This is a genomic window from Nonomuraea sp. C10 (assembly GCF_008017515.1).
GTDB classification, from domain to species: domain Bacteria; phylum Actinomycetota; class Actinomycetes; order Streptosporangiales; family Streptosporangiaceae; genus Nonomuraea; species Nonomuraea ferruginea.
Genome location: NZ_VPFF01000001.1, coordinates 877,716 through 902,253, shown reverse-complemented (window position 1 = coordinate 902,253; position 24,538 = coordinate 877,716). Strand labels below are relative to the sequence as shown.

The window sequence follows — 24,538 nt, the reverse complement described above, 5'->3', positions numbered from 1 at the left end:
TCAGCTGGCGGGCTTGAGGTCGTAGAAGGAGACCACGTTCGGGTAGGCCGGGTTGTCGACGTACCCGAGCACGTCCGCGGTGAGCGCGCGCTGGTAGGTCTGCACATACGGCACCGCGACCGCCGCCTCGTCCTGGATGATCTTCTTCTGCAGGTCGGCGTAGGCCTGGTCGGCCGCCAGCTGGTCGGTGGCGGTGAGCTGCGGCAGTCCGTCGATGGCCTTGTCGATCGCCTCGTCCTTCAGGTACGACAGGTTGAACGAGACCTCGTCCGCGCTGCGGAAGACGTTGAGGAACCACGAGTACGGGTCGGCGTAGTCGGGGAACCAGTACATGACGAAGATGTCCTGGTCGCCCTTCTTGCCCCTGTCCCACTGCGCGTTCCAGGCCATCGCCCGCGCTTCGACGGTGACGTTGACCTTCTTCAGCGCCGCGGTGAGCAGGGTGACCAGCAGCTTCTGGTCCTCGTCGCCCTGGGCGTAGGTGAGCGTGAGCTTCAGCTCGGCGTTGTCCGGGCCGTACCCGGCGTCCTGCAGCAGCTCCTGCGCCTTGGCCAGGTCCTGCTTGGGCTCCATGCCCGTGGTGTGGCCGAGCAGCCCGGGCGGCACCAGACCGCCGGCCTTCTGCGCGGAGCCCTTGAGCGCCGCCACCAGGCCGTCGTAGTCGATGGCGTGCTGCAGCGCCTGCCGGACGCGCACGTCCTTCGTCGGCCCCTCCGCCGTGTTGAACAGCACCAGCAGGTTCTGGAACGACGGCGTCTGCTTGGCCTGCACGCCCTCGGTCATGCCCGCCTGCTCGAACAGCTGCGGGTTGAGCCGCTGCACGAAGTTGACCTCGCCGCGCTGGAGGAGCTGCCACGCCGTGGTGATCTCCGGCGTGACGCGGAAGGCGACCTTCTTGTACTGCTCCGGCCGCCAGCCGCCCCAGTAGTCGTCGAACGCCTTCAGCGTCAGCTCGGTCTCCTGGCCCTTCTGCCACGAGTCGATCGTGTACGGGCCGGTGCCGGCGTCCAGCTTGCCGTTCTTGACGTCGTCCTCGTTCTTCTCCAGCGCCTCGGCGTCGTAGATGTGGGCGGCGTACCCGGAGGAGGTGATGAGGTCCATCGGGGCCGCGTACTTGAGCGTGAACTTCAGCGTCGAGGCGTCCGGCGTCTCGATCTTGTCGACCGCGCTCCAGATGTAGGCGGCGCCGCCGCCGGACTTCATCGTGCGCTCGATGGCCTTCTTGGCGGCCTCGGCGTCGAGCGTGGCTCCGGTGTGGAACTTCACGCCCTGGCGCAGCTTGAACGTCCACTCCTTGCCCTCGTCCGCCGAGGACCACTCGGTGGCCAGGCGCGGCCGGACCTCCTTGGCCTCGGCGTCGTAGCGGGTGAGGCCCTCGTAGATGCTGGTCATGGCGATGATCTCGTTGGAGTACGAGGTCGCCGGGTCCCAGTCGGTCACCACGTCGAGGTTGGGGGCGTAGACGAAGGTGGCGTCGTTCTCGGTGGACTGGGTAGCCTGCGTTCCGCCGGTGCTCGGCTGGGGGGTGCCGCCGGCGCCGCGTACCTGGCCGCCCGCGCACGCGGATGCGGCCAGGGCGACGACACCGGCGATCCCGGCTACGAGCAGACGCTTGTGCCAGCGCATGGGGGGGATCCTTTCGAATTGTCACCGGGTGAGGGGTCCGGCGGCTTTGGCGTGTATCCGCACGGCGGGCTCCGCGAGGTAGCTGAGCGGCACCTCCAGGAGGTCGACGATCTGGACCCGGTCAGGGTCCGCGCCCGCCGCCACGGCACGTGCCGCGGCCTCCCGCCTCACCCTTTCGATCGCCTTTGTCCGGCTTTCACCCGCAGGCATGATCGTATCGACTCTGCCGCTCGCCAGGGCGATGGCGGCGCCGACGGCGTTGGCCACCTCGGCGTGCTCCGGGCGGATGACGCGGCTCACGCCGGGGATCCGCTCGGGCAGCAGGAAAGCGCCGCCACCCACCGCCACCAGGGGACGGCCGGTGCGGCCGAGCGTCATGCGGTCCACGGCGTCGGCGGCCAGCGCGTCGGTGGCGGCGATCGCCCTTTGCAGAGTGTCGCGGAAATCTTCCGATATGTCGCCCAGGTCCCAGGTGACGCCCGGCGGCCGCCGCCCGGCCGCGACCGCCGCGTCCGTGAGCGTCGCCGTGCCGCCGCCGAACACCAGCGCCTCCTCCGCGATCCGGTAGCCCACCGAGTCGGGACCGGCCTTCGCGCCGCGCACGACGGTGCCGCCGCCCAGCGCGATGGCCAGGATGTCCGGCATGCGGAAGTTGGTGAGCACGCCGCCGATCTCCACGGCCGCCGCCGACTCGCGCGGGAACCCTCCGGTCAGCACCCCGAGGTCGGTGGAGGTGCCACCGACGTCCGCGACGACCGCGTCCGGCACGCCCGACAGGAACGCGGCGCCGCGCAGTGAGTTCGCCGGGCCGGAGCCGATGGTCGACACCGGCAGCCGCGCCGCGTGCTCCAGGGTCATCAGCGTGCCGTCGTTCTGCGCCAGGTAGGGGGTGGCCGCCAGCCCGCGTTCGGCCAGCGCGGCCGTCAGCGCACTCGTGACGTGCCCGGCGACCTCGTACAGGGCGGCGTTGAGCACGGTCGCGTTCTCGCGCTCCAGCAGCCCGAGCGAGCCGATCTCGTGGCTGACCGAGACCGGCAGCCCGTACTCGCTCCTGATCAGCTCCTCGGCGGCCCGCTCGTGGTCGGCCGTGGCCGGGCTGAACACGGCGGTGACCGCCACCGCGTCGGCCTCCACCCCGTCCAGGAAGCGGCGGATCGAGCCGGGGTCGAGCCGGCCGATCTCGCGCCCGTCCACGTAGTGACCGCCGGGCACCACGGCCTCGCCGGCCGAGACGACCTCGCGCAGGCCGTCGGGCCAGTCGGAGAGCGGCGGGACGGCCGTGGTGGCGGGTGCGCCCAGCCGCAGCACGGCCACCCGGCCCAGGTTCCTGCGCTCCAGGATCGCGTTGGTGGCGTGGGTGGTGCCGAGCATCACCCGGCCGATCCGGCCGTGGGCGTGCGGGCCCAGCTCGTCCAGCACCGCGTCCAGCGCGGCGCGCAGCCCTTCGGTGACGTCCCGGCTGGTCGGCCGCTTGGCCTTGGCGATCACCCGGTCGCCGGAGTCGAGCACCACCGCGTCGGTGTTGGTGCCGCCGACGTCGATGCCGATCCGCAGGTCCGGCTCAGCCATGCGCCAGCTCCTCCACGGGAACGTAGTCCAGGTCGTAGCCGAACGCCCGCGGCCCGGCCGTGTCCAGCCCTTTCCGGGTGCGCCACAGCGGGTCGCACGGCCAGGCGAGCACGGTGACCCGCTGGCCGTAACGCAGGCCCTCGGTCTGGATCGCGGCCGCGGTCTCGGTGTCGACCACCGTGATCAGATCCGGCACCATCGCCCTGACCTGGTTGTCCTCGACGGCGACCAGGTTCTCGTTCTGCAGCTCCAGGACGAGCGTGCGGCCGCGGTCGTCGCCGGTGCCCTCGATCGTGGCGGTGCCCCTGACGAACCCGCCGGTGGTGCGCCGCTCCACGTCGGTCAGCTTGCCGGTGATCAGCCTGACCGCGCCCAGCTCGGCGGCCAGGGAGGTCAGCGGGTCCGTCGCGTCCTCGGTGGCCCGGCCGATCTCCAGCGCGCGCGTGACCGTGCCCTCGACGACCGCGCCCCGCGCCCGCTCGGCGGTGAGTACGTAGTCGGCCATCAGCGCCGAGGAGCCCGCGGCCACGCAGACCGCCCGCGCCAGCCGCTCCGACCACAGGCCGTCCACCGGCCGGATCGTCACCACGTTGCCCGCCACGTCCGACATGATCACCAGGTCGGCGGGCAGCCCCGCGACGTACATGGAGACCATCTGGACCTCGGGGAACGCCCGGCCCATGCCGTCGGCGTCGAGCAGCGGCAGCCCGAGCTGGGCGGCCCAGGCCACCGGCGCGACCCCGTTGGAGCCGCCGATCTCCGACGACATCACGGCCGTGGGCGGCCTGCCGAAGAGCCGTTCGACCTCCTCGGCGATGCGCTTCGGCTCGTCCTCGCCGTGGATCATCTCGTGGCTCACGGTCGGCGCCCCGATCCCGGACAGCGGCACCACCAGTGCGTCGGGGGGTAACTCGGCCAGCCGCACGAGGGGCACCGGCCCGTACGCCCTGATGGCCCGTACGGCGGCCAGCGAGCCGGCGCGCACGTCACCGCCGCCGCCGGTGCCGAGCACGGCGCATCCCCGCGCCAGGGCCGGAATGTCAGTTTCGCGGATGCTCATATGGGGCCCCAACCAAGCACATACACCGGCATTGCGCCAGTCACGCTCTCGCATCGGGCCCTTCACTGATAGACCTGAGAACAGGTTCCCGGCCGGAGGAGGGCAGGATGCGGATCTCGGTGGCGGCCGACAGCCTGGACGGGGTCGCGGAGCGGCTGGTGGCCGTTCTGCGGCGGCGCGGCCACGAGGTGGTCACGCACGGCGCGCTCAACGGCGACGAGCGCGACGACTGGGCGTGGGCGTCCGAGGCGGCGGCCCGCGACGTCGCCGAGGGCCGCGCCGACCAGGCCGTGGTGTGCTGCTGGACCGGCACCGGCGCGTCCATCGCGGCCAACAAGGTGCCCGGCGTCAGGGCCGCGCTCTGCGTCGACTCCTACACGGCCGACGGCGCCCGCAAGTGGAACGACGCCAACGTGCTCGCCCTCAGCCTCCGCCTCACCTCGGACGTCCTCCTCGACGAGATCCTCGACGCCTGGCTGCGCGGCACCCCGAGCACCGACGAAACCGACCAGGCCAACGTCGCCCACCTCGACCACATCTGACCCCTCACCCCCGGACGGCGGAGGCCCGCAAAACGTCAGTGCCGCGCAAACCACCCCAAAGTCACCCCACCCCCACCCCACCGAACCCGGACGGCGGAGGGCCGCAAAACGTCGGTGTCGCGCTTTAGGGTGCAGGGCATGACAGACGTCCTGCTGCGCGGCGGCCGGCCCTGGGGGGCCGGCGGGCCCGCCGACGTCCTCGTCCGCGACGGCGTGATCGAGGTCGTCGCGCCGTCCGTCGAAGCCCCCGGCGCGCGGGTCGTCGACGTCGCGGGGCAGCTCGTGCTGCCCGGCCTGGTCGACGCCCACTGCCACCTCGACAAGACCCTCTACGGCGGCCCCTGGGTGCCCCACTCGGCCGACGACACCCTCGCCGGCCGCATCGGCAACGACCTGGCCCGCCGCGGCGAGCTGGGCGTCCCGAGCGTGCCGCGCATGGTGTCCCTGCTGCGGGCGATGAGCTCGTACGGCACCACCAGCGTGCGCAGCCACACCGACATCGACCCGCAGACCGGGTTGCGCGGCGTGGAGGCGGTCAGGGAGGCGGCCGCGCAGGTGCCGGTCGACGTGACCCAGGTGGCGTTCCCGCAACACGGCCTGCTCACCAACCCCGGCACCGCCGAGCTGCTGGAGGAGGCGCTCAAGAGCGGCGTGGAGGCGGTCGGCGGCCTCGACCCGGCGGGCATCGACCGCGACCCCGTGCGCCACCTCGACCTGATCTTCGGCCTGGCCGACCGCTACGGCGCCCACGTCGACATCCACCTGCACGACGGCGGCTCGCTGGGCGCGTGGGAGGTGGAGCTGATCACCGAACGCACCCGCGTGCTCGGCCTGGCGGGCCGGGTCACGATCAGCCACGCGTACGCGCTCGGCCAGGTCGACGCCGCCCAGGCGGGCAAGCTGGCGGAGGGACTCGCCGGAGCGGGCGTGGCGGTCTGCACCGCCGCCGTCTACAGCTTCCCGGTGCCGCCGGTCAAGACGCTGCGGGCGGCCGGCGTCACGGTGGCGTGCGGCCACGACGGCATCCGCGACCTGTGGGGCCCGTTCGGCAGCGGCGACATGCTGGAGCGGGCCATGCATCTGGCCTACCGCAGCACGTTCCGCCGCGACGACGACATCGAGCTGGCCCTGGAGGCCGCCACCCACGGCGGCGCCCGCGCGCTCGGCCTGCGCGGCTACGGGCTCGCGCCGGGCGATCGGGCCGACCTCGTCGTGGTCGGGGCGAGCACCCCGGCCGAGGCCGTGGTCGTTCGCCCCGGGCGCACTCTTGTCATGAAAGACGGCATCGTCCTGCACAATTGACCGGCGGGACCATCGAAAGGCAGGGCAAGTGCTCTCTATTCACCAGCGGATCGCCGAAGAGCTCGGGGTGCGCGAGGGGCAGGTGCGGTCCGCGGTAGAGCTGCTCGACGGCGGCTCCACCGTGCCGTTCATCGCGCGCTACCGCAAGGAGGTCACCGGCGCGCTCGACGACGCCCAGCTGCGCACGCTCGAAGAGCGGCTGCGCTACCTCCGTGAGCTCGACGAGCGGCGGGCCGCGATCCTGGAGTCGATCGAGTCTCAGGGCAAGCTCGACGACGAGCTGCGCGCCCAGATCATGGCGGCCGAGACCAAGGCCCGCCTCGAAGACATCTACCTGCCCTACAAGCCGAAGCGGCGCACCAAAGCGCAGATCGCCCGTGAGCTGGGGCTGGAGCCGCTGGCCGACCAGCTGCTCGGCGACCCGTCGCTCGACCCCGCCGCGACGGCCGCGGGCTTCGTCACCGAGGGCGTGGCCGACGCCGGGGCGGCGCTGGAGGGCGCCAGGGCGATCCTCATCGAGCGGTTCGCCGAGGACGCCGACCTGATCGGCGCGCTGCGCGAGCAGCTGTGGGAGCGGGGCAGGCTGACCTCCAAGGTGCGCGACGGCAAGGAGGAGGCGGGCGCCAAGTTCTCCGACTACTTCGACTTCGCCGAGCCGTTCACCAAGCTTCCCTCCCACCGCGTCCTCGCCATCTTCCGCGGCGAGAAGGAGGAGGTCCTCACCGTCGCGCTGGAGCCCGAGGAGACCGCCGCCTACGAGCTGCGGGTCGCCGCCCGCTACGGGATCTCCGACCGGGGCAGGCCCGCCGACGGGTGGCTGTGGGAGACGGTCCGCTGGGCGTGGCGCACCCGCATCCTCGTCCACCTGGGCATCGACCTGCGGATGCGGCTGTGGCAGGCGGCGGAGGACGAAGCGGTGCGGGTGTTCGCGACCAACCTGCGTGACCTGCTGCTCGCCGCGCCCGCCGGCAGCCGCCCCACCATGGGCCTCGACCCCGGCCTGCGCACCGGCGTCAAGGTGGCCGTGGTCGACGCCACCGGCAAGGTCGTCGAGACCGCGACCGTCTACCCCCACGAGCCCAAGCGGCAGTGGGACCAGTCGCTGGCCGTGCTGGGCGCGCTGGCGCAGCGCCACGGCGTCGAGCTGATCGCCATCGGCAACGGCACCGCCTCCCGCGAGACCGACAAGCTGGCCGGCGAGCTGGTCAAGCTCATGCCGTCGATGACCAAGGTGGTGGTGTCGGAGGCGGGCGCGTCCGTCTACTCCGCGTCCGCCTACGCCTCGCAGGAGCTGCCCGAGCTCGACGTGTCGCTGCGCGGCGCGGTGTCGATCGCCCGCCGCCTGCAGGACCCGCTGGCCGAGCTGGTCAAGATCGACCCGAAGTCCATCGGCGTCGGCCAGTATCAGCACGACCTCGCCGAGTCCAAGCTGTCCCGGTCGCTCGACGCGGTGGTCGAAGACTGCGTCAACGGCGTGGGCGTCGACGTCAACACCGCCTCCGCGCCGCTGCTGACCCGCGTGTCGGGCATCGGCGCCACGCTCGCCGAGAGCATCGTCCGCCACCGCGACGCCAACGGCCCGTTCCGCGGCCGCACGGCGCTGAAGGACGTGCCGCGGCTGGGGCCGAAGGCGTTCGAGCAGTGCGCGGGCTTCCTGCGCATCCAGGACGGCGACGACCCGCTCGACGCCTCCAGCGTGCACCCCGAGTCCTATCCCGTGGTCCGCCGCATCCTCGACGCGGTCGGCACCGACCTCAAGTCGCTGATCGGCAACACGGCCACGCTGCGGTCCCTCGACCCGCCGAAGTTCACCGACGACACGTTCGGCCTGCCGACGGTCACCGACATCCTGCGCGAGCTGGAGAAGCCCGGCCGCGACCCTCGGCCCGCCTTCCGCACGGCGGCCTTCAAGGAGGGCGTGGAGAAGCTGTCCGACCTGGAGCCGGGGATGATCCTGGAGGGCGTGGTCACCAACGTGGCCGCGTTCGGCGCCTTCGTCGACGTCGGCGTCCACCAGGACGGCCTGGTCCACGTGTCGGCCATGTCGCGCACCTTCGTCAAGGACCCGCGCGACGTCGCCAAGCCGGGCGACATCGTGCGCGTCAAGGTGCTGGACGTCGACATCCCGCGCAAGCGCATCTCCCTCACGCTCCGCCTCGACGACGACGCCGCCCAGCCCGCGGCCTCCGGCGGCCGGGGCGAAGGCCGAGGCGGCGGCCCCCGCCGCGACGGCGCTCGCGGCGACGGCGCTCGCGGTAACGCCGCCCGAGGAGACGGCTCTCGCGGTAACGCAGCCCGAGGAGACGGCTCTCGCGGCAACACCGGGGACGGCTCTCGCGGCAACGGCACCCGGGGCGATGGAGCCCGCGGCGGGGCCGCCCGAGGAGACGGGTCTCGCGGTAACGGCACCCGGGGCGACGGTGCTCGCGGAGACGCCCGCCGCGACGCCAAGGGCGACCGGCGCGGCGGAGGCGAGGGCAACCAGCGCGGCAACGCCCAGCGCGACCGCCGCGGCCAGTCCCAGCGCCGCGCCGAGCCCACGGGCGCCATGGCCGAGGCCCTCCGCAAGGCCGGCCTCACCGGCAACGACAAGTAACCACCCGGCCTCCCGGACACCCGGTCCGGGAGGCCGGAGCTGTGGTCAATCCCGCCCACGTCGGACGCCGTGACCATCGTCGCCAAGTGCACGCGCGCGTCATGGCAGTCCACAACCCCAAGCCCGGTCAGTACGGCGTGCCCGTCCCCCAGTACCTGATCGGCACCACACGGCCTAGTCCTGTCGCACATCCTCAAGATCGACCATGGGTGCAGGTCCGCTGACCGGCGTTCCAGACGCCGCGCTCCGCCCGGATGAGGAGACGTTCTCCGTCTCCACGTACCGCTTGTGAGGATCCGGCGGCTAAGAAAGAGGACGTTCTCCGTTCTCCCGCCGCGCGGGAGGATCACGCAGCCCGACATCTCGATTTCCGCGTGACGCGCGGTGGGACTGTGGATGGACATCGCCAGGGACGAGCGGCGACCCGGACCGGCGGTGACGGCTGTCATGACCGGTGGGACGATACGGTCGGAAGGTGACCACGTACGACCGCGCGATCGAGCAGGCCCGTGACCTCCTCCGGTGGCGTTCGCCGCTGCGCACCGAGCTCTGGGCGGCCCGCCTGGTGTCCGAGGGCGACCCTGACCTGCTGGGCGAACTGGCCGGTTCCGAGCGTCCCGAGGCGAGACTCGCGATAGCGGCCCTGGCCACGCTCGAACTCCCGGACGACCTCACCACGACCGCCAGCGCGACGCCGTACGACGCCGAGGCCGTCCAGGAGACACCGACCTCGGACGAAGAACGCGACGATCTCACCGCCGCCGCCCGGGAGGACGAAGAACCCGACGATCTAACGGCGACCGTCCCACGGACACCTCCCCCGTACGGTGTCGATCTCGCCGTGGCAGGGCGGGAGGCGTTGGAGTGGTTGCCCAGGTGGGCGGCCCGGATGGGGGAGGTGGTGTGCGAGGGGGCGTGGTACGGCAGGGGTGATCGGCACGGCGAGCAGGTGCTGGCCGCGCTCGCGTTCCGTTATGCCGACGGCAGGGAGCCGCATCTGCTGGTGGTGGGCATCGACCAGGCGCACGGCGGGCTGGCGGTGGACGCAGTGGTGGAGGAGCCGAAGTTCCTCGACGACCTCGACCTGGCGCGGGCGCCGGCGGACGTCGTGGCGGGGCGGGTGCTGGACGCGTTCGAGGTGACGGACCTGCTCATGGGCGCGGAGGTGGCCGACACCCTGCCCGCCGTCCGCCCGCTCGCGCTTGCACGCGCCCGGTCCGTCCCCGATCCGGTACGTCACGCGCCCGACGAGACGTTCACCGCTTTCGACGCCCTGCCCGACACGCCCGGGGCGGACGAGGCGTTCGGCGCGCTGGCCGAGTTCCTGGGCGCGCGGCCGCTGTGGTGGAGCCCGGCCAGGGTGTCGGCGTTCCTCACCTCGTGGCTGCCCCGCGAGGCGATCCTGAGCGACGCGGCGATCGCCGCGATGCCGGAGGTCCTGCGGGCCTGGACCCGCCACCTGGGCGACCACGAGGAGATCCACGACCGGATCGCCGCGGAGGCCCCCAGGTTGCCCGCGCTGATGGCCGACGAGTCGCTCGCCGGCCTCGCCAAGCGCATCGCCGCGAGCCGGACGGAGGAGCCGGGGGCCGATCCACCGGCGGGGGGCGGCTATGGTGTGCAGTGACGTTCACGCTGCCCCCGCCCGGGCGTTGAGAGGGAGATCTACACGATGTACAAGGAGTTCGCTGCCGAGGCGGTCGTCTGGCTCGTGCCGGTCGTGGTTCTCATCGGCCTGGCCCTGCTGGTCACCTCCTGACAGCCAGGGGCGTTTCGCCCCTGGCCCTCACCCTCAACGCGCGCAGGTCGAAGCGGATCTCTCCGTCGAGCCAGCGTCTCCAGAGCCTCGACAGCGTCGTGGCGCGATTTCCGGCATGGCGTCTGCGCACTGGTGCCCCCATGACTGACCGGCCGCCGCCTCCCCCTGTTGAAAGCGGCATCCTGATTAACCACCAGATCGGGAGCAAGGTCAACGTCCACATTTGCCGATATTTCGGCTCATGATGCCCAGGCGAGCAGCGGTCCGCCTTCCCGCAGGCGTTTGAACGCCTGCTTCTCCAACTGCCGGATGCGCTCCCTGGTCAGCCCCATCTGCGCGGCGATCTCCGTATAAGTCATGATCTCGCGCCCGGCCAGCCCGAACCGCAGCCTGATGATGTACGCCTCGCGCGGCGGCAGCGACGTGACGAGCCGGTTCAGCTCGGCGCCGAGCGCGCGGCGTTCGGTGAGCTCCTGCACCTCCAGGCCGTCCTCGTCGGCGATCAGGTCGCCGATCCTGCCCTCGCCCCGGTCGCCGACGGGCATGTCCAGGCTGACCGTCTCCTGGGCCAGCATCCGTAACCTGGCCACCTGCCGGACCGAGCGCCCGGCGGCCTCGGCCAGCTCGTCGAGGCCCGGGTCGCGGCCGAGCTCGACGGCGAGCCGCCGCTCCACCGTGAGCAGCCGCGCGAGCTCCTCGGCCACGTGGATCGGCAGCCGGACCGTACGGCTCTTGTCGTGGATGCCGCGCTCGATGGCCTGCCGGATCCACCACATGCCGTAGGTGGAGAACTTGTATCCGCGCCGGTAGTCGAACTTCTCCACGGCCCTCATGAGCCCGAGGTTGCCCTCCTGGACGACGTCCGTCATGGGCAGCCCGCGGTGGGCGAACTTGCGCGCCGCGGCCACGACGAGCCGCAGGTTGGACCTGATGAGCAGCTCCTTGGCACGCTCGCCGTCGCGGCGGACGTCTTCGAGCTCCGGGGAGCCCGCGCCCCGGCCGATCAGGTGACCCGCGTACAGGCCCGCCTCGATCCGTTTGGCCAGGTCGACCTCGTCCGCGGCGGAGAGCAGGGGGATCACGCCGATCTGCTGCAGGTAGAGGCCGAGCAGATCGGGCTCTTCAGCCGACATGCGAGGCGACTACCCGGTAAAGGGCGGCGAATTCCCCTCTTCGCTCAGCTCGGCGATGGCCAGCTCGGCGGTCGTCCTGATGTCGAAGAACTTGTCGAGCGCGGTGATCGCGAACAGGTGCTTGCACCGGCCGTTGAGCCCGGACAGCAGCAGCTTGCCGCCGGAGGCGGTGACGGCCTTGTGCAGGTAGACCAGCACGGACAGGCCGGAGGAGTCGCAGACGCTGACCGCCTGCATGTCGATCACGAGCATCGGCGGTTGGGTGAGGTCGAGAGCCTTGGTGACTCGGTCGCGTACTTCAGCGGCGGAGCCGAAGTCGAAGTCGCCCGTCAGCCTCGCGATGACGCACGGCCCCTGGAGACCGAGACTGATCGACAAGGCTTGGTCCGAAGTCACCCAGCTCCACCTACCTGCGTTGCGTCTGACTTCCCCTTACTTTACGAGAAGTATCGACGGGGGTTGAACACCAGCATCTGCTCGATCTGCCCATCCGTCACACCCGCCTCACGCAGAGCGGGAAGCACATCATCGTGAATGTGGTCATAGCGCCAGTTGGGAGCGATGACGCCGACCATGTCCCACTCGTTGGGGAAGTAGTCCATGAAGCAGGACGCGTCGTGGCTGAGCACCATCCGGTCGGTGTAGCCGCGCTCGCACAGCGCCGCGATCGTGGCCACGCGCTGCGGCGTCGGGTTGTAGAGGTCGAGCCCGAACCGGTCCATGCCGAGCGTCGCCCCGGTGTCGGCGAGCCGCCGCAAGTAGTCCAGATCGTTACTGTCGCCGGCGTGGCCGACCACCACCTTGGTCAGGTCCACCCCCTCCTTCGCGAACAGGTCGAGCGCGACGATCCCGCTCTGCGCGGGCGAGTTGGTGTGCACGGTGATCGGCGCCCCGGTGCGCACGTGCGCCTGGGCGACGGCGCGGCAGATGCGCTCCACACCGGGGGTGAGCCCCTTCTCGTCGACCACGCACTTGAGGAAGGCCGCCTTGACCCCGGTGTCGGCGATCCCCTCGGTGAGGTCGCGGACGAAGTCGTCGATCATCGGGTCGGGCATGTCGAGGAGGAGCCCCGGGCCGCGGTGCTCGTACTGGTGAGGCAGCTCCTCGAAGCTGTAGATGCCGGTGGCGACGACGATGTTGAGGTCCGGAACCCCGGCGGCGACCCGCTGGATGCGGGGGATGTACCGGCCGAGCCCCCACACGGTCGGGTCGACGATCGTCCGCACCCCCTTGGCCGCCACCGCGTTCAGCTTGGTGATCGCGTCGGCGACCCTGACCTCCTCGTCCCACCAGGCGCCCCTGCCGTAGTTCTCCAGGTGCTCGGCGGCGGCGACGAAGATGTGTTCGTGCATGAGGGTCTGGCCGAGCTCGGCGACGTCGACCGGGCCTCGGACGGTGCTGACGACGGGCATGGCCACCTCCGTGCCGGCGGATCTTCCCGCGCCACCGTAAGCGGCCCCTGACTCCCCGTCAACCGCCGCCCAGCCGGGGGAAGAGCGGCGCCGGCCGCGGCAGCCGCCCGTCCTCCTCGCGCACCGCCGCGGCCACCCGGCGCGCCGCCGTGGGCAGGAAGGGCTCCAGTTGTACGGCGAGCTCCCGGCAGGCGTGCACCAGCGTCGCCAGGGAGGCGTCGCGCCCGCCGGGATCCTGCTTCCACGGCCGCGTCCGCTCCACGTACTGGTTGGCCTCCTCGACGATCGCCTGCACGGCGGCCGCCGCCCGCCGGAAGTCGAACGCCTCCAGCGCCTCGTGCACCCGCTCCCCCGCGCGGCCGGCCGCCTCCAGCGGCTCCGGCCGGGCGTCGGGCACCCGCCCGTCGCGGAACCTGTGCACCATCGTGACGACCCGGTTGACCAGGTTGCCGGCGCCGTTGGCGAGGTCCTCGTCGGCGCGGGCGATCAGCCGCTCCTCGGTGAAGTCGGCGTCGCCGACGCGCGGCACCTCGCGCAGCAGCCACCACCGCACCGCGTCCACCCCGTACGCGGCCGACAGCGCCACCGGGTCGGCCGTCGCGCCCCCGGACTTGCTGATCTTGCGCCCGCCCGCGGTGACGTAGTCGTGCACGAAGATCCGCGTGGGCAGAGGCAGCCCGGCCGAGAGCAGCATGGCCGGCCAGTACACGGCGTGGAAGCGGATCACGCCCTTGCCCATGAGGTGGAGCCTGCGGGGCTCGCGCTCCCACCAGCGTCCGTAGTCGTCGCCGTCCAGCGCGGTGATGTAGTTGGCCAGCGCGTCCCACCACACGTACACCACCTGGCCGGGGTCGCCGGGCACCGGGATGCCCCAGCCGCGCGAGCGCTCCGCCGACCGCGAGACGCTGATGTCCTCCAGGCCGGACTCCAGGAACGCCAGCACCTCGTTCCTGCGGCTGACCGGCTCGATCGCCGGGGTGCCGCTCCTGATCAGGTCCAGCAGCGGTTCGCGGTAGCGGGACAGCCGGAAGAACCAGTTCTCCTCCGACACCCGCCGCAGCGGTTCCGGGTGCCCCTCAGGGCAGGGTTCCTCCGGATAGAACGCCTCGCAGCCGACGCAGTAGAGCCCTTCGTAGTGCCTGCGGTAGAGGTCGTGCGCGGTCGCCCGCCACAGGCGCTCCACCCCGGCCCGGTGTCCCGGGTGGGAGCTGGTCCGGACGAACGCGTCGAACGACAGGTCAAGCGGCCCGCGCAGGCCCTCGAACGCGGCGGCGTTGCGGTCGACCAGCTCGCGCACCGGCACGCCCGCCGCCTCCGCCGCCAGCACGTTCTTCAGCGAGTTGTCGTCGGTCCCGGTCTGGAACCGCACCGGCTCGCCGCGCCGCCGATGGTGGCGGGCCAGCACGTCGGCCTGCACGATCTCCAGCGCGAACCCGAGATGCGGGCGGGCGTTCACATAGGGAATGGTCGTCGTGATGTACATCGGGTGCCTCCCGGGGACCCCTGACACGACGAGAGGCCCCGCTCGCAGGGCCTCGTGAAGGACGTCGTCCGGTGAACCCCGCTAGGGGGCCGTCATCACCGCGAACGCCGTCATGCCGCCATCGTACCGATCGGCCCCACGCGTCTCCCGCCATTTTCCGCGTACGAGGAAGCAGGCGTACGAGGAAGCGGGCGGCTCAGGCCCGGCGGCGGCGCAGGGCCCACAGCGCCGTGCCGACGGCGAACATGACCAGCCCGGCCACCACCGACGCCACCGGCAGGGTGGCGGCGAGCAGGAGGCAGAGCGCCAGCCCGAGCACCGGCACCGCCTTCGGCGGCGCGCCCTCGTCGGGGCGCAGGGTCAGGGCGGCGGCGTTCGCGATCGCGTAGTAGACGAGCACCCCGAAGGACGAGAACCCGATCGCCTCCCGCAGGTCGGCGACGAGCACGAGCACCACCACGGCCGCACCCACCGCCAGTTCGGCCCGGCGCGGCGCCTGGTGGACGGGGTCGACGGCGGCGAGCGCGCCGGGCAGGTCGCGCTCGCGGGCCATGGCGAGCACCGTGCGCGAGACGCCGAGCAGCAGCGCGAGCAGCGCGCCGAGCGCCGCCACCGCCGCGCCGGCCCGCACCACCGGCTCCAGCCACAGCGCACCGGCCATCTTCACCACGTCCACCAGCGGCTCGGCGGACTGGGCGAGCATCCCCGGCCCGAGCGTGTCCAGCGCGGCCACGGCGACCAGCGCGTACACCACCAGCGTGAGGCCGAGCGCGACGCCGATGGCGCGCGGGATCGTCCGGCCGGGGTCGCGGACCTCCTCCCCCAGCGTGGCGATGCGCGCATATCCGGCGAACGCGAAGAACAGCAGACCGGCCCCCTGGAGCACGCCCCACCCGGTCACCTCGGGATCGAGGAACATGCGGAGGCCCGGCGGCTGGTCGTACGCGGGACCGGCGACCAGGTCCGGCAGGAACGCCACCGCCACGACGGCGGCCAGCACCAGCAGCACGAACCCGACCATGATCCGCGCCGCCCCCGCCGACCGCCGCACCCCGAACAGGTTGAGTGCCGTCAGCACGACGACCGCGCCGACGGCCAGCGGCCTGGCCAGGCCGGGCGCGGCGTACGCGCCGAAGGTCAGCGCCATGGCCGCGCAGGAGGCCGTCTTGCCGACGGTGAACCCCCACCCCGCGAGGTAGCCCCAGAAGGTTCCCAGCCTGCGCCGCCCGTACACGTAGGTCCCGCCCGACTCCGGGTGGCGGGCCGCCAGGCGGGCGGAGGAGGTGGCGTTGCAGTAGGCCACGACGGCGGCCAGCCCGAGCGCGGCGAGCAGCCACGACCCGGCGGCCCCGGCCGCCGGCGCGAACACGGCGAACACCCCGGCCCCGACCATCGCGCTCAATCCCACGACGACCGCGTCACCGGTGCCCAGTCGCCTGGCCAGCCCTTCGCCCACGCACCCCTCCCTCACCGTCCGGCGCACTCTGCCGCATCGGACCGGCGCGATCAACCCACGGCGGGAGAACAGCGGCTGAACAGCGTGCTATTCGGCGGGTCTCGGGCCCGGCACGACCAGCACCGGCCGGCCCGCGTGGTGCAGCACCCGGTCCGAGGTGCTGCCGAGCAGCAGCGACCGCACCCCGCCGAGCCCGCGCGTGCCGGTCACGATCAGCTCGGCGTCGAGCTCGTCGGCCACGTCCACGATGGTCGCCCACACGGCCGGCGCGTCCGGCTCACAGCGCGGACGTGCCTCCAGCCCCGCCGCGCGCGCCCGCTCGGTCCCCTGTCCGGCCAGCTCGGTCATGGCCCGCTGGATCGCCTCCTCCTCGGCGGGCGAGGTGTCCACGACCATCACCAGGCCGGCGGAGGCCCGCGCGGTGGTCATCGCCAGCCGCTCCCACACGGTCAGCACCACGGCGTCCCGGCCGGGGAACATCTTCCCGCAGCACTCGATGGCCGCCTTGGCGTCGTCGGATCCGTCGTACGCGATCAGAATCGTCATGCCCGTCCTCTACCGAAAGGCGGGGCGATTACGCCAGGGCCGGGGCCGTCGAGCGGCGGGCGGGCCGTCCCGGCATCGACAGGCCGGCCAGCGCCAGCACGCCCAGCTCGGTGATCACCACGGTCCGCTGGATCAGCCCGGCGGGGAAGTCGTCGTTCTCCAGCGGGATGCCCAACATCCGCACCGCGTACGGGATCACGACCATCACCAGCGCGCCCAGGGCCACCATGCTGAGCACCCGCACCCATCCGGCGTACCGGATCCGCGCCCTGGCCAGCAGCAGTCCGGCCAGCGGCATCACCAGGAACGCGACGAAGGCGGCATAGCGGTGGACGGCCCCCGAGAAGGACAGCGGCAGCCCGGGCTCGTCGGTCGGGAAGGCGCCGACCAGGAACATGCTCGCTCCCCACACGGCCAGCAGCGCCACCACCCACCGGTCCGCGCCGGACCGGCGCAGCGCCTCGGCGATCAGGGCCGCGCCCGCCGCGAAGAGAGTCAGCGACAGCGGCAGCAGCCAGCCGGCCGCCTGGAAGGCGTACTCGCTGATGACGGTGTGCATCGGGTCGAGCCCCGCCTCGGCGTGCAGGGCGACCATGGTGCCGGTGCCGGTGCCGATGGCCGTGAATCCGCTGGCAAGCAATCCCTTCATGCTTCCAACGTCGTGGCACGCGGCCTCGCGGAGTATCGGAGAAGAGCCCCAGCGCTCCCTGGTCGATCCCTTAGTACTTAGGTCGGATCACCCCCTAAGACCCTGCCCTGACCTGCGAGGACCCGACCCTGGGTAGGGCGGGCCCGATCAGGGAGGGTGGGGCGGACGTCAGCGCGGCGCGTCGAAGTAGACGCGGACGACGGTCGCTCCCGCGCGGGTGTGGACCCGGACCAGATCGCTGAGCAGGTTGACGATGAGCAGCCCGCGCGAGCCCGCCACCTGCGGGTCGACCGGCCTGCGCCCGGCCAGCGGGTCGGCGATGTGGCCGGCGTCGCTCACCTCGCAGACCAGGCGGTCGCCCTCGCGCCACACCCGGATGAGACCGGCGCCGCCGCCGTGGTCGAGGCTGTTGGCGCCCAGCTCGGCGACCACCAGGCGGACGTCGTCGAGCCGGTGGCCGCCGAACCCCATCTCGGCCGCCGCGGTGGCGGCGAGGCCGCGGGCGGCGGCCAGGTTGTCGTGGTCGAAGCGGAGCGAGACGAAGTCGTCGGGGTCGGCGAGCGGCCGGTTGTGGCCGTCGACGACGAGCCGCGGGGCGTAGCTGCCGCTCGGCCGCTCGCCGGCGGCGTCGAGCAGCACCGGGTGGGTGAGCTCCGCCTCGCGGAGCACCTCGGCGGTGAGCCCCTCGGCGTCGTACGGGCACAGGATCGTGACGTCGCGGCCCTCGAACGCGAAGTTGATCAGCGCCTCGTGCTGGGCGCACGCGGGGTATTCGGTGTCGGTCCGGTCAGGCCAGATCGGCTCGCCGACGATGCGGACGTGGGCGTCGCGGTGGCGGTCGGCGAAGTCGAGCAGCACGCCGGGGATGATGCGGCCGGGGTTGCGGCCCTCCCGGTTCATGTCGAGCATGAGGACACGGGCGGCGTCGGCGCCCAGCTCCCGCTCCAGCAGCTCCAGCTTGGGACCGGGCACCGCGACGGCGACGGGCTCACCGGCCGCCAGGCCCTCGCGCACGAAGGCCGTGACGGCAGCCGTGTATTCCCGGTCGCCTCTGTAGAAGAGGGCCGGGTGAGAGAAGGATTCGGCCACCATCGTGATTCAAGCTACCCGGAATTGACGACTTCAAGGCACCTCGTTGGGGGTACCCCCTCAGTGTGAAGAGATACCGGGTCGTCCGGCGACCCCGCCAGCCGCGTCCAGCGTTCTCCCTGGATCTGCGCACCCCATCCGGCCGCCAACTCCCGTTCTAGGTTTCCGATCCCTATGCTCGGAGTATGTCGGAATTGCGGATGCGCGCCTCGGACGCGGACCGGGAGCGCATCACCCAGCAGCTGCAGCAGGCGTTCACCGAGGGTCGGCTCGACCAGTTCGAGCTGGAGGAGCGCCTGGAGAGGGCGTTGAGCGCCAAGGTCTACGGAGATCTGGTCGCCCTGGTCGACGACCTGCCCGCGGCGGCGGCCGGGCCGGCGCGCGACGAGGTGACCCTGGAGAGCACCCACGACAGCATCCGGCGCACCGGCGACTGGGCGGTCCCGCGACGGCTGCGGATCGCCTCCAAGCACGGCGCCGTCCACCTCGACTTCACCGAGGCCGTGGTTCCGCACCGGGTGGTCGAGGTCGCGTTCGACCTGAAGTACGGAGCGGCCAAGATCGTGCTGCCGCCGGGCGCGTCGGCGGACATCGACGGGTTCCGCAGCGACTGGGGCAGCACGAGCGTCGCGGACGTGCCGGGCCGCCAGCAGCCCGGCGCCCTTCACCTGGTGATCGTCGGGCAGAGCAAGTACGGCGGCCTGACCGTGCGCTATCCGCGCAAGCGCTGGTTCACCCAGTCGTGAAAGGCGGAGATGTGGTGCTCGCTCGGCACCAGCACGCCTCCTGACCGGTAGGCCCGCGAGTACATCCCGGGCTGGGTCCGCTCGCAGGCGTCGAAGTCCTGCTCGTTGACCCGGTGGAACAGCTCGACCGACAGCGACAGGTCGGCTCCCGAGGCCACCACGTCGGGGTGGTAGAGCCAGTCGCACTCCACGACCGTGCGGTCCACGGCCATCGGGAACATCCGGTGCACGATGACGTGGTCGGGCACCAGGTTGACGAACACCTGCGGCTTGACGGTGATCGCGTAGTAGCGCCGGTCCTGCTCGGCGGAGACGTCGGGCAGCTTGCCGAAGCCGGGGCTGCCGTCGACGGTGAAGCCCTGCACGCGCTCGGCGAACTCGGCGCCGTGGCCCACGTAGTACTGGGCGGCGTATCCGCCGGCGAACTCGGGCAGCACGGCCGTGAGCTCGGGGTGGATGGTCGCGCAGTGGTAGCACTCCATGAAGTTCTCGACGATCAGCTTCCAGTTGGCCCGCACGTCGTAGCGGATGCGGCGGCCGAGGGCGAGCTTGTCGGTCTGGTAGTGCTCGATGGCGGCCGGGTCGCCGAGCCGTTCCGTGGCCGCGTGCATCACCGTGTCCTCGAACGAGGGCGGCTGGTCGGCGAGGCAGACCCAGGCGTAGCCGAGCCACTCGCGCAGGGCCACCGGGACCAGGCCGTACTCGACGCGGTCCACGTCGGGCATCTTGACCAGGTTGGGCGCTGCGGCCAGGCGGCCGTCGAGGTCGTAGGCCCAGGCGTGGTACGGGCACTTGAGCGTGCGCTTGACCTCGCCCGTCTCCTCCACGCAGAGCCGGGCGCCGCGGTGCCTGCAGACGTTCAGGAACGCGCGCAGCTCCCCGTCCCGGCCCCGGACCACGATCACGCTCTCCCTGCCGACCTGGACGGTCCTGAACGCCCCGGGTCTGGCGAGTTCGTCCGAACGGAGCGCGCAGAACCACAGGACCTCGAAGATCCTGGCCTGTTCCGCCACGAACAGCGCCGGGTCGGTGTAGGAGCGTCCGGGCAGCGTGGAGATCAGACTCGATGTGCTGGTCAAGGGACACTCCTTGTTGCGTAATACGCACCGAGTTGCTCTATATGCGACATATTCGGGTCGGCCTCGGGGCGTGTCAAGAGGCATCCGGGGCGGCGCGCGCCGGGGCTGGTCACGGCGTTCCACACTGGCTGTCACCATGGTCGTTAGCGCGGTGCAAGCGACCGTCAAGAACGCGCTTCTACTGTCCGTTCGTCCCTGAACCTACGAAAGGCACAACCATGACACCCCCTCGCCGTCGCCTGGCCCTCGCGGTCGCGACGTTCGCGTTCGCAGGTATGACGATCACCGGCTGCGGCGCCCTGAGCCAGGCGGTCGACTGCAACACCGCCGCCGCGGAAGTCACCACGATCATGAACGAGTTCAACACCACGGCCGCGTCGGCCGCGACGGACCCGAAGGCGCTGGAGACCGCGGGCAAGGAGGCCGGCGCCAAGGTGAAGACGCTGGCCGGCAACTACGACGGCGAGGTCGGCGCCGCGCTCAACGACCTCGCCACCGGCCTGGAAGGCATCAAGATCGACGGCTCCGACCCGGCGGGCTCGATGGAGTCGGTCAGCAAGCTGCAGGGCTTCATCACCAAGATCCAGCAGGCCTGCAGCTAATCAGAGAACGGTCCCGGGGGCAGTCGCCGACCGCCCCCGGTCGCGTCACGTAGGGGTGGCCGCGTTGGGAGAGGCGAGCCGGGCGGCTATCGCCCGCTCCCAGGACCCGAGGAAGTCCGCGTAGCCGTCGGCGAACCCGCGCAGCTCGCGGGCCCCCTGCGGGGACAGCGCCGTCAGCTCGTACGTGACCTCGACCGTCGTGCCGCCGTGACCGTCGTCGACGGCGGTGACCGTCACCGTGCCGGCCCGCGAGCCGGGGGTCACCCTCGCGTAGCTGATGCGGTGGCCCTCCTGCCGGTCGGCCACCACCCAGATCGTGCGCTCGCCGTGGGAGTCGGTCTCGAAGACGGTGCCGGGCCGCGAGTCGTCGGGGGCGGGGACGGGGAAGCGGGGCCGCCAGCCCTTGATCCACTCCTCCTCGCCCCGCGGGGTGAACAGGCGCAGCGCCTCCGGCGGCGGCAGCGGGACCGGCACGTGCCCGGTCAGCGTGCAGTGCCCGTCGCTCACCGGTCGACCAGCTTGTGGGCGTCGTCGGCGGTGAGCGTCAGACCGTAGACGGACTTGAGCTGGGCGATCTTGCCGAGAGTCTCGTCGGAGAACGGCGCGCGGCCTTCGAAGGCGTGCAGCGTGATGCCCTCGACCAGGTCGCCGAGTGACATGTCGAGATATTCGGCCAGCCCCTTGAGGACCTTCAACAGGTTCTTCTCCACTCTCAGGCCGGTCTGCGTCCGCTCGGTTGGTACCACGGTACCAAGATAACACGGTCAGGCGCGGCCGGCCGCCTCCGCGTACGCCCGGTCGAAGCCGGCGAGCACCGTGGGCCAGGAGCCCGCCGCGGGCGGGTTGGCCCGGTTGTGGCGGGTGATCCGCTCCCGCAGCCCACGGTCCTCGCAGAGCCGCGCCACGGCCTCGGCCACCGCGCCGGGATCGCGGCCGAGCAGGCCCTCCGTGCCGTGCTCGACGAAGTCGGCCACCCCGCTCTGCGTCCGCGCGACCACCGGCAGCCCGGCGGTCCTGGCCTCCAGCGCGGCGATGCCGAACGACTCGCGCGGCGCCGGCGCCACGAACACGTCGGCCGACTCCAGCACCTTCGCGATGCGCTCCCTGCTGTAGCGGCCGGGCAGCGACACCCATCCGCTCATGCCGCGCCTGGCCAGATAGCGCTCCATGGCCGGCCTGGCCGGGCCGTCGCCGACCACCGTGGCGCGCAGCGGGATCGCCGCGGGCACCCGCGCCCTCGCCTTCTCCAGGATCCGCAGCAGGCCCACCGGCTGCTTGCGCGGGGCCAGCCGGCCGACCGCCACCACGTGAACCTCGTCACGCGGCTCGGGCCCGCCGCCTCCGGGAAAAAGCCGCCAGCCGGACAGGTCGAGGCCGTTGGACACCACCCGCACCGGCACCCCCGGCCCGGCCACCCGCCGGATGGGCACCGCCGCCGCGTTGCTGACCGTGGTGGCCACCAGGCCCCACCGCTGCCACCCGTACACGAGCCCCAGGAGGCGGTAGAGCGCCCGCGTGACGGGGTCCCACATGCTGTGGACGGTCACCACGCACGGCAGCCCGCGGCGCACCGCGGCGCGCACCCCCATCCACGCGAACGGCGAGACCGCCCCCATGTGCACGTGCACCACGTCGGGCCTGGACAGCGCCAGCCGTCTGGTGAGATGGCTCACCCCGCGCGGGTGGACCGGCAGGTCGAACGGCATCCTGGCGGCGACGCGGTGCACCCCGTCGAGCGGCTCCCCCCGGGTGGCGGTGGCCACCTCGACGGCGTGGCCGGACTCGCGCTGCATCCGCACGAGATCGGCGACCTGCACCTCGATGCCCCCGAGCCGCGGGAGGTAACAGTCGCTCACGTGAAAGATCCGCACCTCTCCCAGACTAATCTGGGGCCTGTGCCTCCACGTACCGCAGTCTTCTTCCACGCCCACCCCGACGACGAGGCCCTGCTGACGGCGGGCACGATGGCGATGCTGGCGGCCGAGGGGCACCGCGTGGTGCTCGTGGTGGCCACCGCCGGCGAGCGCGGCCTGGCCGACATGGATCCCGGCGAGGCGCTCGGCGAGACCCGGATGAAAGAGCTCTACCAGTCGGCCGCGGTGCTCGGCTGCGCCCGCGTGGAGTGCCTGGGCTACGGCGACTCGGGGCTGAGCCCGCAGGGCGGCGTCGCCGACGAGCGCCCCGACAACGCGTTCATCGACGCCGACACCGAGAAGGCCGCCGGCGCGCTCGCCGCGATCCTCCGCGAGGAGGAGGCCGACCTGCTCACCATCTACGACCCGGCCGGCGGCTACGGCCACCCCGACCACGTGCAGGTCCACCGGGTGGGCAGGCGGGCGGCGGAGATCGCCGGCACGCCGATCGTCCTGGAGGCCACGGTCAACCGCGACCCGCTGCTGCGGCTGCTGCGGATGGCGGGCAAGGTCTACCGGTTCCCGCCGGAGTTCGACGTGCGCACCTTCGAGAGCGCCTACTCGGCCGGCGAGACCATCACCCACCGGGTCAACGTGCGCCGCTACGCGCGGCAGAAGCGGGCCGCGATGGCCGCGCACGTGTCCCAGGCCTCCGGCGGCGACAGCGACCGCACGCTCGCCGTGATGCTCAAGGTGCCTGGCCCGCTCTACCGCCTGGTCTTCGGCACCGAGTGGTACGTCCGGCGCGACCTGCCGCCGGGCACCCGGGTGCGTCATCCCTTCGACCCGGGGCCGAAATAGTCCCCCAGATGGACCCGGCCACGCCGCGCAGCCGCCAGACTGGGAGCCGATGAAGAACAAGTGGCTGCAGATCACGCTGTCCGCCCTCTCGCTGGGCCTGGCAGTGGTGCTCGTGGTCTACCTGCCGCAGATCGTGCACACCCTGACCGGCAAGCACGTCTCGTGGCGGGAGATCTGGGCCGTCTTCGGCTCGCTCGGCGCCGGCACCATCGCGCTGATGACCGGGCTGTGGCTGCTCAGCCTGCTGGCGTACACGTTCGTGCTGACGGGATCCCTGCCGGGGCTGGGGCGCCTGCAGGCGCTCACGCTCAACGCGGCGGGCAGCGCGGTGAGCAACCTGCTGCCGTTCGGCGGCGCCGCCGGGGTCGCGCTGACGTTCGCGATGGCCAGGGGGTGGGGCTTCCACAGCCGCTCGATCGTGGTCATGACGCTGGTCAGCGGCGTGTGGAACACCCTGTTCAGGTTCGTCCTGCCGGCCGTCGGCATCATCGCGCTGCTGATCGCGGGCCGGGTGCCCAACCCGACGGTGGCCAACGCGGGCTGGGCGGGCGCGGTGTCGATCCTGGTCCTCGTCACGGTGGTGGCCGTGGCGCTCTACTGGGACCGCGCCGCGGCCGTGCTGGGCCGGGGCCTCGACTCCCTCGTACGGCTGATCCGGCTGCGGGTGCGGCCGTCGGAGGCGTTCCACCGGCTGCGGGCCGACACCGCGGACGTCATCAGGACCCGGTGGCCGCCGTTGACCGCGGGCATGGTCGCGTTCCTGGTCCTGCAGGGGGCGATCATGGTGGCCTGCCTCGTCGCCACCGGCGCCTACCCGGGCCCGGCCGAGTCGATCGCGGTCTTCGCGCTGTCGCGGGTGCTGACGACCGCGCTGATCACGCCCAGCGGGGCGGGCATCATGGAGGCGGGCGTGGTGGTGCTGCTCACCAGCGCGTTCGGCGTGCCGCTCGCTCCCGCGACGGCCGCCGCACTGCTTTTCGGCTTCTGGACTTACACTATCGAGATCCCGTTCGGTGGCCTCGCGCTCGGGGCGTGGGCGCTTCTGCGTAGGCGCGACAGGCGTGGCGCCGCCGCGGAGCCCCCGTCCACGATCTCGAAGGCCCCCAGGTGACGATCAGAAACATAACGCTCGATTATCAACCCCGGGCCTTGTGCGTGATTCGGAAGCCCGCATA

23 protein-coding genes are annotated in these 24,538 nt (G+C 72.1%); 8 read left to right on the top strand and 15 right to left on the bottom strand.

The window, feature by feature from the left end; genetic code table 11:
- The 3 genes from FR742_RS04210 to FR742_RS04200 are packed head-to-tail and all read right to left on the bottom strand — an operon-like array spanning position 1 to position 4,255.
- A complete protein-coding gene (locus FR742_RS04210) occupies positions 1 to 1,626 on the bottom strand; it encodes an ABC transporter substrate-binding protein (protein ID WP_148029691.1) in 1,626 nt (541 codons plus the stop codon).
- Positions 1,627 to 1,647: 21 nt separating this feature from the next.
- Positions 1,648 to 3,195 carry a hydantoinase/oxoprolinase N-terminal domain-containing protein gene (locus FR742_RS04205; protein ID WP_148029690.1) on the bottom strand — a complete coding sequence of 516 codons (1,548 nt, stop codon included), beginning with the start codon at positions 3,193 to 3,195 and terminating at the stop codon, positions 1,648 to 1,650.
- A complete protein-coding gene (locus tag FR742_RS04200; RefSeq protein ID WP_148029689.1) occupies positions 3,188 to 4,255 on the bottom strand; it encodes a DUF917 domain-containing protein in 1,068 nt (355 codons plus the stop codon). The genes FR742_RS04205 and FR742_RS04200 overlap by 8 nt, the downstream gene beginning before the upstream one ends.
- Before the next feature lie 107 nt (positions 4,256 to 4,362).
- On the opposite strand from FR742_RS04200, the gene FR742_RS04195 reads away from it, so the two are divergent.
- The 4 genes from FR742_RS04195 to FR742_RS04180 all read left to right on the top strand — a co-directional run bounded on the left by FR742_RS04195 (position 4,363) and on the right by FR742_RS04180 (position 10,322).
- Positions 4,363 to 4,797 carry an RpiB/LacA/LacB family sugar-phosphate isomerase gene (locus FR742_RS04195; protein ID WP_148029688.1) on the top strand — a complete coding sequence of 145 codons (435 nt, stop codon included), beginning with the start codon at positions 4,363 to 4,365 and terminating at the stop codon, positions 4,795 to 4,797.
- 138 nt (positions 4,798 to 4,935) lie between these two features.
- Positions 4,936 to 6,099: an amidohydrolase gene (locus FR742_RS04190; RefSeq protein ID WP_148029687.1), complete on the top strand. Its 1,164-nt coding sequence runs from the start codon at positions 4,936 to 4,938 to the stop codon at positions 6,097 to 6,099.
- Positions 6,100 to 6,127: 28 nt separating this feature from the next.
- On the top strand, positions 6,128 to 8,695 hold the full coding sequence (locus FR742_RS04185) for a Tex family protein (protein ID WP_148029686.1): 2,568 nt from the start codon (positions 6,128 to 6,130) through the stop codon (positions 8,693 to 8,695).
- A 475-nt stretch (positions 8,696 to 9,170) separates the two neighbouring features.
- Positions 9,171 to 10,322, top strand: a complete 1,152-nt coding sequence (locus FR742_RS04180; RefSeq protein ID WP_148029685.1) for a hypothetical protein — start codon at positions 9,171 to 9,173, stop codon at positions 10,320 to 10,322.
- A 371-nt stretch (positions 10,323 to 10,693) separates the two neighbouring features.
- On the opposite strand, the gene FR742_RS04175 is transcribed toward FR742_RS04180, so the two are convergent.
- From FR742_RS04175 to FR742_RS04140, 8 genes are all read right to left on the bottom strand, one after another.
- The gene (locus FR742_RS04175) at positions 10,694 to 11,587 is read right to left on the bottom strand and encodes an RNA polymerase sigma factor RpoD/SigA (RefSeq protein WP_148029684.1); all 894 of its coding nucleotides are present in this window, start codon (positions 11,585 to 11,587) and stop codon (positions 10,694 to 10,696) included.
- Positions 11,588 to 11,596: 9 nt separating this feature from the next.
- Positions 11,597 to 11,983: an STAS domain-containing protein gene (locus tag FR742_RS04170; RefSeq protein WP_148029683.1), complete on the bottom strand. Its 387-nt coding sequence runs from the start codon at positions 11,981 to 11,983 to the stop codon at positions 11,597 to 11,599.
- A 41-nt stretch (positions 11,984 to 12,024) separates the two neighbouring features.
- Positions 12,025 to 12,999 carry a phosphotriesterase gene (locus tag FR742_RS04165; protein WP_148029682.1) on the bottom strand — a complete coding sequence of 325 codons (975 nt, stop codon included), beginning with the start codon at positions 12,997 to 12,999 and terminating at the stop codon, positions 12,025 to 12,027.
- A gap of 58 nt (positions 13,000 to 13,057) precedes the next feature.
- On the bottom strand, positions 13,058 to 14,482 hold the full coding sequence (locus tag FR742_RS04160; RefSeq protein ID WP_148029681.1) for a methionine--tRNA ligase: 1,425 nt from the start codon (positions 14,480 to 14,482) through the stop codon (positions 13,058 to 13,060).
- A 196-nt stretch (positions 14,483 to 14,678) separates the two neighbouring features.
- Entirely contained in the window at positions 14,679 to 15,938 is a 1,260-nt protein-coding gene (locus tag FR742_RS04155) for an APC family permease (protein ID WP_222708832.1), read from the bottom strand.
- 87 nt (positions 15,939 to 16,025) lie between these two features.
- Positions 16,026 to 16,484, bottom strand: a complete 459-nt coding sequence (locus FR742_RS04150; protein ID WP_148029680.1) for a universal stress protein — start codon at positions 16,482 to 16,484, stop codon at positions 16,026 to 16,028.
- Positions 16,485 to 16,512: 28 nt separating this feature from the next.
- Positions 16,513 to 17,133, bottom strand: coding sequence for a DUF998 domain-containing protein (locus FR742_RS04145; RefSeq protein WP_148029679.1), 621 nt, complete (start codon positions 17,131 to 17,133; stop codon positions 16,513 to 16,515).
- Between the two features lie 168 nt (positions 17,134 to 17,301).
- On the bottom strand, positions 17,302 to 18,225 hold the full coding sequence (locus FR742_RS04140) for an anti-sigma factor RsbA family regulatory protein (protein WP_148029678.1): 924 nt from the start codon (positions 18,223 to 18,225) through the stop codon (positions 17,302 to 17,304).
- A 182-nt stretch (positions 18,226 to 18,407) separates the two neighbouring features.
- On the opposite strand from FR742_RS04140, the gene FR742_RS04135 reads away from it, so the two are divergent.
- Complete coding sequence (locus FR742_RS04135; RefSeq protein ID WP_246639423.1) at positions 18,408 to 18,968, top strand: DUF1707 domain-containing protein; 561 nt, start codon at positions 18,408 to 18,410, stop codon at positions 18,966 to 18,968.
- Here FR742_RS04135 and FR742_RS04130 read toward each other — a convergent pair.
- The gene (locus FR742_RS04130; RefSeq protein WP_261808350.1) at positions 18,935 to 20,047 is read right to left on the bottom strand and encodes an aromatic ring-hydroxylating dioxygenase subunit alpha; all 1,113 of its coding nucleotides are present in this window, start codon (positions 20,045 to 20,047) and stop codon (positions 18,935 to 18,937) included. The genes FR742_RS04135 and FR742_RS04130 overlap by 34 nt on opposite strands.
- A gap of 218 nt (positions 20,048 to 20,265) precedes the next feature.
- Here FR742_RS04130 and FR742_RS04125 point away from each other — a divergent pair, with 218 nt between their 5' ends.
- Positions 20,266 to 20,649: a hypothetical protein gene (locus FR742_RS04125; protein ID WP_148029677.1), complete on the top strand. Its 384-nt coding sequence runs from the start codon at positions 20,266 to 20,268 to the stop codon at positions 20,647 to 20,649.
- Between the two features lie 45 nt (positions 20,650 to 20,694).
- Here FR742_RS04125 and FR742_RS04120 read toward each other — a convergent pair whose 3' ends face one another.
- Genes FR742_RS04120 through FR742_RS04110 form a run of 3 tightly spaced genes read right to left on the bottom strand, consistent with a single transcriptional unit; the run spans position 20,695 to position 22,520 of the window.
- Entirely contained in the window at positions 20,695 to 21,156 is a 462-nt protein-coding gene (locus FR742_RS04120; protein WP_148029676.1) for an SRPBCC family protein, read from the bottom strand.
- Positions 21,153 to 21,395, bottom strand: a complete 243-nt coding sequence (locus FR742_RS04115) for a hypothetical protein (protein WP_148029675.1) — start codon at positions 21,393 to 21,395, stop codon at positions 21,153 to 21,155. The genes FR742_RS04120 and FR742_RS04115 overlap by 4 nt, the downstream gene beginning before the upstream one ends.
- A gap of 18 nt (positions 21,396 to 21,413) precedes the next feature.
- Complete coding sequence (locus FR742_RS04110; RefSeq protein ID WP_187280981.1) at positions 21,414 to 22,520, bottom strand: glycosyltransferase family 4 protein; 1,107 nt, start codon at positions 22,518 to 22,520, stop codon at positions 21,414 to 21,416.
- Between the two features lie 24 nt (positions 22,521 to 22,544).
- Between FR742_RS04110 and FR742_RS04105 the strand changes: the two genes are divergently transcribed.
- Together FR742_RS04105 and FR742_RS04100 are read left to right on the top strand one after the other, a co-directional pair.
- On the top strand, positions 22,545 to 23,363 hold the full coding sequence (locus FR742_RS04105) for a PIG-L deacetylase family protein (protein WP_148029674.1): 819 nt from the start codon (positions 22,545 to 22,547) through the stop codon (positions 23,361 to 23,363).
- A 49-nt stretch (positions 23,364 to 23,412) separates the two neighbouring features.
- Positions 23,413 to 24,474: a lysylphosphatidylglycerol synthase domain-containing protein gene (locus FR742_RS04100; RefSeq protein ID WP_148029673.1), complete on the top strand. Its 1,062-nt coding sequence runs from the start codon at positions 23,413 to 23,415 to the stop codon at positions 24,472 to 24,474.
- The last annotated feature ends 64 nt before the right edge of the window (positions 24,475 to 24,538 follow it).